Below are 8291 nucleotides of genomic sequence, written 5' to 3' on the forward strand. Positions count from 1 at the left end.
CCCCGCGGGCGACCGGTCCGCGCTGCCTAGAATCGGAGAATGACAGCCTCCAGCTACTTCCGGTACCCCCATGTCCACGGCGACCTCGTCGCGTTCGTGGCCGAGGACGACGTGTGGCTCGCCCCCGTGGACGGCGGCAGGGCGTGGCGGATCTCGGCGCTCCGGCTCCCTGCCCGCAATCCCCGCTTCACTCCCGACGGCGCCAAGGTTGTGTGGACCGTCGTGCAGGGCAGCGCGCCCGAGGCCGTCGCTGCGGACGTCGACGGGGGAGGCTTCCACCAGCTGACCTATTTCGGCCATCAGACCACGCGGGTCAAGGGCTTCGACCTGCTCGGCCGCGTGATCGTCACGAGCGCCCACAATCAGCCCGACGCGCGCCACACGCACGCCTACGCGATCCCCGTGGAGGGCGGGTGGCTCGAGGAGCTCCCGTATGGGCCCGTCGACTCGGTGGCCTTCGGCCCGGCGATCGGCGACGAGCGGCCCGTCGTCGTCGGAAGTGTGCTCACGCGCGATCCGGCGTCGTGGAAGCGCTACCGAGGAGGCGCGGCGGGGAGGCTGTGGATCGACGCCGACGGCGGGGGCGAGTTCCGGCTCCTGACCCCAGAACTCGGCGGCAACGTCTCTGATCCGATGTGGATCGGGAACAGGATCGCGTTCCTTTCGGACCATGAGGGCTACGGCAACGTCTACTCGGTCGGTCGCGACGGGGCGGATCTCCGGCGCCACACGGACTTCGACCGCTTCTACGCCCGCCATGCAAGCACGGACGGCTCGCGGATCGCCGTGGAGTCCGCAGGGGAGCTGTGGCTCCTCGACGGCCTCGACGCCGAGGCGCGGCGCCTTGACCTCTCCCTCGGTTCCGCGTCGACCTCGCGCCGTCCCGTGCCCCTCGCCGTGGGCCGTCACCTCGGGGAGGCGGTGCCGACGCACGACGGCGTCGCGAGCGTTGTCGAGGCGCACGGCACCGTGCATTGGCTCACCCACCGGGACGGTCCGTCGCGCGTCGTCGAGGCAACCCCCGGCGTTCGGGCGCGCCTCGCGAGGCCGCTCGGCCAGCACCGGGTGGCGTTCATCGCGGACCACGCGGGCGAAGAGGCACTCTTCGTCAGGGACCTCGCGGATCGCGGGTCGTGGGACGACGACCTCGATGGTCTCCCCGCGCCCATGCCGGCGCGCGGCATCGAGTCACGTTCGGATGAGGGTGGGCTGCCGGCGCCAGTGCCCGCGGGGTCGGGCCAGGTTCCCGTCGTCGTTCCGATCCGCCCCGAGCAACGCTCCTATGTGGTGCCCGTACGATCGGCCCTGAGGCTCGCAGACGAGGAGTCCGGCCGTGGACTCGCGAGCTTCGCGCTTCCGACGCCCAGCCGCGCCGCCGAGCTCGCGCCGAGCCCAGATGCGCGGCACATTGCGATCGGCACGGCGTTCGGCGAAGTTCATCTCGTCGACGCAGAGACCGGTTCAGCGCGCGTCCTCTCGAGCGTCGGCGAGGGCAGCGTCGACCAGCTCGCGTGGAGCCCGGATTCGCGCTGGCTCGCATGGAGCGAGCCCGTGACGGCCTTCGGCTCGCGCTCGAAGCTCCGCATCGCGGACGTCGCGACGGGCGAGATCGCGGATGTCACCGACGGGCGTTTCTGGGACGCGTCGCCCGTCTTCACTCCGGACGGGAAGTATCTCGCGTTCCTCTCCGGCCGCAGCTTCGACCCCGTCTACGACGGCCACTCGTTCGATCTCTCGTTCCCGAGCCCCATCAAGCCTTACATCGTGCCCCTTGCCGCGACGACGGCGTCGCCCTTCGGCCCGCGCGTCGCCGGCTTCGTGGCGAGCCCCGCTCACTCCGGGGCGGCGGATGGCTCGTCCCAGCCCGGCGACGGCCCCGGGACGGGCGACGACCCTGCGGAAGGCGGCGCCGCGCCGTCGTCCGCTGCAGTCTCGGTGGATCTCGAAGGGCTCGCGCATCGCGTCGTCGCCCTCCCCGTCCGCCAAGGCAATTACTCGCGCCTCTCGGCTCCTGCTGGCGCGCTCCTGTGGCTTTCCCACGACCTTTCAGGGGCAACCGGGGAAGGCAAGGCGAAGCCGGGGGACAAGGACCCGCAGCCGTCCCTCGAACGCCTCGACCTCGCCGACGGCCGGACGTCGACTCTCGTCGGTGCCCTTGACGACTACCGCCTGTCCGGGGACGGGACGCGGGTCGTCTACGTGAGCGAGCGCACCGTGCGGTCCGTGCCGAGCGGCGCGCGCGCCGACGACGGAAGCCCGGACCACATCAAGGTCGATCTTGAGCGGATCCGCGTGCGCCTCGATCCCGTGGCCGTGTGGCGCCAGGCCTTCTCCGAGGCGTGGCGTCTCCAGCGTGACTTCTTCTGGACCGCGGACATGGCCGGGCAGGACTGGCGCGAGATGCGCGAGCGGTACGAGCCCATCGTCGAGCGCCTCGGTTCGCACGACGACCTCGTCGATGTGCTGTGGGAGCTCCACGGCGAGCTCGGGACGTCCCACGCCTACGTCACACCGGCCCTAGCGACTGAGCCGGGCGCTGGCGGCCAGGGACGACTCGGCGGCGAGTTCGACTACGACCGCGGCTGGGTCGTCCGCCGTGTGCTCGCAAGCGAGTCCTCGGATCCCCTCGCGACCTCGCCCCTCGCCGCTCCGGGCGCGGGGGTCCGGGCCGGCGACCGGCTCCTCGCGGTCGACGGCGTTCCCCTCACCCCCGAATTCGGCCCTGCCATGGCGCTCGTGGGCGCCGCGGGCAAGACGGTCGAGCTCACGATGCTCAACGGGCCCGCGCACGGCGAGCAGCAGGGGGACCAGCGCCGCATCGCCGTCGTTCCGATCCGCGACGAGGAGCGCCTCCGCTACCAGGACTGGGTCCAGGCCAACCGCCGGCTCGTGCGCGAGGCCTCGGAGGGGCGCTTCGGCTACCTGCATGTGCCGGACATGGCGGCACGAGGCTGGGCTCAGCTGCACCGCGACCTCGACACGGAGACGGCCCTTGACGCTCTCGTGGTGGACGTCCGTCGCAATAGGGGCGGCCACACGTCGCAGCTTGTCGCCGAGCTCATCGGACGGCGCGTGACGGGCTGGAGCATGCCGCGCGGCGAGCAGCCCCGCACGTATCCCCGCCACGCGCCGCGCGGCCCCGTCGTCATCCTCGCCGACGAGTTCGCCGGGTCGGACGGAGACATCATCACCCAGGTGGGGAAGCTGCGCGGCATCGGTCCCGTAGTGGGCACGCGCACGTGGGGCGGAGTCGTCGGGATCGACAACCGTTTCCGCCTCGCGGACGGAACGGCCGTGACGCAGCCGCGCTACGCGACCTGGTTCGGCGGGGGCGTCGGCTGGGGAGTCGAGAACCGCGGCGTTGAACCCGACATCGAGGTCGCGTACCCGCCGCACGCCTACGCCGCGGGGATCGACCCGCAGCTCGAGCATGGAATCGGCGTTCTCAAGGAGATGCTCATGGAGATCCCCACCGAGCGGCCGCCGGCCCGCGAGGGATACCCGGGCGTTCGCCCGGCGCCGCTTCCGTCGCGTCCCCAGAACCGCGCGGACGCTGAGACCGCGCCTGCCTACGAAGGCTGACCCCCGGGGCAGCAGAAGGGCCCCGCCCGTGCCGTGGCACGCGCGGGGCCCTTTTCGTGCGTCCGCTGGATCAGCCCACGAGGGTCGCGTCGAGCGTGATGTCGAGGCCCTTGAGGGCCCCGCTCACGGGGCAGCCGGTCTTGGCGTCGTCCGCGATCTTCTGGAACTCCTCCTCGGAGATGCCCGGAACCTTGGCGGACATCGTGAGCTTGCTCGTCGTGATGCCCGTGCCGGGGATGAAGTCGACCTCTGCCTGCGTGCGGATCTCGTCTGCCGTGTAGCCGGCCTGCGCGAGACCGCTGCTGAAGGCCATCGAGAAGCAGGCCGAGTGGGCTGCGGCGATGAGTTCCTCAGGGCTCGTCTTGCCGTTGGCTTCTTCGCTGCGGGCCTTCCACGTGACGTCGTAGGTGCCGAGTCCGGACGAGTCGAGGGTCGTCTGGCCAGATCCCTCGATGAGGGTGCCGTTCCAAACGGTGTGGGCAGTGCGTGTGGTGGCCATACTTTGCTCCTAGATCGGTGCTGGGTTGACTGAAAGTGTGGACTGGCCCGGCCATCGTAGGCACAAGAAGGCCCCGTCTGCGCGCGGGTTAAGCGTTGAGCGCAGGCGGGGCCGGGGGCCCGTCAGGGCACGGAAAAGCGGCGGATCAGGGCCAGATTGTCGCGATCGCGATGTTGAGCAGCCCGAGGCCGCCGACGGCGTGGGCGAGCCCTGGAGCGACCGTCTCACCGGCCTTCCGGCGGCGATTGCCGACGAACGCGAGGGCGCCGACAACGATCGCGATGATGAATTTGAACGTGAGCTTGACGTACGTGTTCGCCGTGAGCGGCTCGATGCCGCTGTCGGCCTGCTTCGACAGGACCGTGATGAGGCCGACGAGGATGATGCCGGTGACGAGCTGGGTCATCGCCCCGTCGAACTGACGCGCCCCAACGGTCGGATTCTTCATGTTGGCAATCCACGGTCCGACGATCATGGCCGCGCCCACGATGTGGAGAAACACGACGATGCTGAGAACGACAGTCATGAACCCGATTCTAGTGTCGCTGGCGGGTAGCCCTTGCCGTTCCGGCGCCCCGAGGGGTACCAAGTGGGTAACAAAAAGGACGACGGCGCCGCCCCCGCAGAGGGGAAGCGGCGCCGTCGTCCTTGCGTGCCCTGAGGCAGACGGGGAAGCGGCCGTCAGAGGCCGAGATCGGCCTCGAAAGCGCCACCCTCGAGGCGTGCGCGGAGCGTCTGCAGGAAGCGTCCCGCGTCGGCGCCGTCGACGAGACGGTGGTCGTACGTGAGCGAGAGGTACATCATCGAGCGGATCGAGATGACGTCGTCGCCCTCGGCGTTCTGCGTGACCCACGGACGCTTGACGATCGCACCCGTGCCCAGGATCGCAACCTGCGGCTGGTTGATGATCGGCGTATCGAACAGCGCGCCGACCGAGCCGATGTTCGTGATGCTGAACGTGCCGCCCGAGAGCTCATCGGGGCCGATCTTGCCGCTGCGCGTGCGGGACGCGACGTCGGCGATGCGGCCTGCGAGGCCCGCGAGGTTGAGGTCGCCCGCGTTGTTGATGACGGGGACGAGGAGACCCTTCTCGGTGTCCACCGCGATCGCGAGGTGCTCCGCGTTGTGGTAGGTGATCTCCTGCTTTTCCTCGTTGTACTCCGCGTTGAGCTTCGGGTGCTGCTTGAGCGCCTCGGCAACGGCCTTCGCAATGAACGGGAGGAACGTGAGCTTCACGCCGTTCTGGGCCAGGAACGCGCCCTTGGCGCGGTCGCGGAGCTTCGCGATCTTGGTCATATCGATCTCGTGGACCTGCGTGAGCTGGGTCGACGTGTCGAGCGACTCGCGCATACGGCGGGCGATGACCTGGCGGATGCGCGGAGCCTTCTCCGTCGTACCGCGCAGGGAGGACGCGACGACGGCCGGCGCCGAAGCGGCCGGCGTGGCCGCGGGGGCGGCGGCTGCCGTGGCCGCCTGCCGCGCTGCGGCCTCCTTGGCCTCGGCGGCGGCGACGACATCCTGCTTGCGGATGCGGCCGCCGACGCCGGTGCCCGTGACCGTCGCGAGGTCGATGCCCTGCTGGTTCGCGAGCTTGCGCACGAGCGGCGTGACATAGCCCGCCTCCGCGCCCGTGGCGGGCGCAGCCGGCGCCGGGGCGGCCACAGGGGCGGGAGCAGCAACCGGAGCCGGCGCCGCAGGAGCCGGGGCGGGAGCCGCGGGAGCGGGGGCAGCAACCGGAGCGGGAGCCGGTGCAGCAGGCGCGGGCGCTGCGGGTGCGGCGGCGGGGGCCGACGCAGCCACGGCGGTCGCGCCCGAGCCGATGATGGCGAGGACGGCGCCGACCGCGGCGGTCTCGTCCTCGCTGACCCGGATCTCCTGGAGCGTGCCGGCCACGGGAGAGGGGATCTCCGTGTCGACCTTGTCGGTCGAGACCTCGAGGAGCGGCTCGTCAACCTCGACGGAGTCGCCCACGGCCTTGAGCCAGCGGGTCACGGTGCCCTCGGTCACGCTCTCGCCGAGTGCCGGGAGGGTGACCTCGTGGCCCTCCGACGCGCCGTTGCTCGCGGCGGCCTCGGCCGGAGCGGGTGCCGGGGCGGGCTCGGGCTGCGCCGGGGCGGCCTCGGCGGGCGCGGGGGCGGCCGCGGCCGGTGCCTCCTGAGCGGGGGCGGCCGGGGCCGATCCTGCGCCCGAACCGTCGCCGATCCGCGCGAGCGGAGCGCCGACCTCTGCGGTCTCGTCCTCGTTGACGAGGATCTCCTCAAGGATCCCGGCGAAGGGCGAGGGGATCTCGGTGTCGACCTTGTCCGTAGAGACCTCGACCAAGGGCTCGTCGACCTCGACGCGGTCGCCCACCTGCTTGAGCCAGCGAGTGACGGTGCCTTCGGTGACGCTCTCCCCGAGAGCCGGCAAGTTGACGGATTCAGACATTGTCTCCGTGCTCCTTATGTGGTTCGTGTCGTGCGATGTAGTCGGATGCCGGGTCGGATCAGCCGTGGAGGGGCTTGCCGGCCAGGGCGAGGTTGGCTTCGCCGAGCGACTCGTTCTGGGTCGGGTGGGCGTGGACGAACTGGGCGACGTCCTCGGGGTAGGCCTCCCAGTTGACGATGAGCTGCGCCTCGCCGATCTGCTCGCCCATGCGGGAGCCGATCATGTGCACGCCGACGACGGGACCGTCCTTCTGGCGCACGACCTTCACGACGCCGGAGGTGCCGAGGATCGAGCTCTTGCCGTTGCCCGCGAGGTTGTACTCGATCGACTGGACCTGGTCGTCGCCGAACTTCGCCTTGGCGGCCTTCTCGGTGTAGCCCACCGTCGCGATCTCGGGCTCGCAGAACGTGACCTTCGGGATGTTGACGTCCTCGACGACGACGGGGTTGAGGCCCGCGATCTCCTCGGCGACGAAGATGCCCTGCTGGTAGCCGCGGTGCGCGAGCTGGACACCCGGGACGATGTCCCCGACCGCGTAGATGTTGCCGACGCCCGTGTGGAGACGCTCGTTCGTGATGACGAATCCGCGGTCGATCGTGACGCCCTGCTCCTCGTAGCCGAGGTTGGCGGTCACCGGGCCGCGGCCAACGGCCACGAGGAGGAGCTCTGCCTCGAACGTCTTGCCGTCCACGAGCGTGACCTTGACGCCGTTGTCGTCCTGCTCGACGCCCTGGAAGAACGTGCCGGTGTTGAACTTGATGCCGCGCTTCTTGAACGCGCGCTCGAGCTGCTTGACGATCGCCTCGTCCTCGTTCGGGACGAGCGAGGGCAGGCCTTCGACGATCGTGACGTCGACGCCGAAGGACTTCCACACCGAGGCGAACTCGACGCCGATGACGCCGCCGCCGAGGACGATCGCAGACTTGGGGATGTAGTCGAGCTCGAGGGCCTCGTCCGAGGTGATGACGCGCCCGCCGAGCTCGAGGCCCGGGAGGCTGCGCGAGTACGAGCCCGTGGCGAGGACGATGTTCTTGCCCTTGTAGGCGGTGCCGTCCACCGTGATGGTGTCCGGGCCCGTGAGCCGGCCTTCGCCTTCGATGACCGTGATGCCCTTGGACTTGATGAGGCCGGTGAGGCCCTTGAACTTGCCGGCGACGATGCCGTTCTTGTACGCGTTGACCGTCTCGATGTCGATGCTTTCGAGGCTCACGTTGACGCCGTACTTCGCGGAGTCACGCGCGTGGTCGGCGAGCTCGGCGGCGTGGAGCAGCGCCTTCGTGGGGATGCAGCCGTTGTGAAGGCACGTGCCTCCAAGCTTGGCCTTTTCGACAAGGCCCACGCGGAGGCCGAACTGAACGGCGCGCAGGGCAGCGGCGTACCCGCCGCTGCCGCCTCCGAGGACCAAGATGTCGAATTCCTGCGCAGTAGGCTGGTCGGCCACGTGACGCTCCCTCGTAGTGAAGGACGGCAAATGCCGTCGTGGTGACGATATGCCTGCCAGCGCGAGCTGTCAGGCCGGGTATCAGGGCAACCCTATCTCCCTGACGGACTATGCTCCACCTTCTCACCGCCGTTTGTCCCCGCGTTGTGTCAAGGCTCACGGCGACGAGAAGCTTTCGCTTTGTGGAGTTATCTTCTCACAAAGCGAAATTCATTGGCGGAGTTGCCTAGAGATGTGTCGAGGATCACATCGACTGTGAAGTGCAGAGAGGGGCGCCCCGCGCGCCGGGCGCCCCCCCCCGGTCTTGGGGGAGCCCCGAAACGGCCCGGGGAGGGAGGCCCC

At 70.0% G+C, this 8291-nt stretch carries 5 protein-coding genes; 1 reads left to right on the plus strand and 4 read right to left on the minus strand.

The window, feature by feature from the left end:
- The first annotated feature begins 39 nt into the window (after positions 1–39).
- Positions 40–3582, plus strand: a complete 3543-nt coding sequence (locus tag RBS12_RS00750; protein WP_307964142.1) for a S41 family peptidase — start codon at positions 40–42, stop codon at positions 3580–3582.
- A 70-nt stretch (positions 3583–3652) separates the two neighbouring features.
- On the opposite strand, the gene RBS12_RS00755 is transcribed toward RBS12_RS00750, so the two are convergent.
- The 4 genes from RBS12_RS00755 to lpdA form a co-directional block, all read right to left on the minus strand.
- Positions 3653–4081, minus strand: a complete 429-nt coding sequence (locus RBS12_RS00755) for an OsmC family protein (RefSeq protein ID WP_307964143.1) — start codon at positions 4079–4081, stop codon at positions 3653–3655.
- Between the two features lie 145 nt (positions 4082–4226).
- On the minus strand, positions 4227–4607 hold the full coding sequence (locus RBS12_RS00760) for a hypothetical protein (RefSeq protein WP_307964144.1): 381 nt from the start codon (positions 4605–4607) through the stop codon (positions 4227–4229).
- Between the two features lie 155 nt (positions 4608–4762).
- Positions 4763–6508, minus strand: coding sequence for a 2-oxoglutarate dehydrogenase, E2 component, dihydrolipoamide succinyltransferase (sucB, locus tag RBS12_RS00765; RefSeq protein ID WP_307964145.1), 1746 nt, complete (start codon positions 6506–6508; stop codon positions 4763–4765).
- Between the two features lie 58 nt (positions 6509–6566).
- Positions 6567–7949: a dihydrolipoyl dehydrogenase gene (lpdA, locus tag RBS12_RS00770; protein WP_307964146.1), complete on the minus strand. Its 1383-nt coding sequence runs from the start codon at positions 7947–7949 to the stop codon at positions 6567–6569.
- Between the last annotated feature and the right edge of the window lie 342 nt (positions 7950–8291).

Origin of the sequence: Sinomonas sp. ASV322 (assembly GCF_030908245.1) — a bacterium.
Lineage (GTDB): Bacteria > Actinomycetota > Actinomycetes > Actinomycetales > Micrococcaceae > Sinomonas.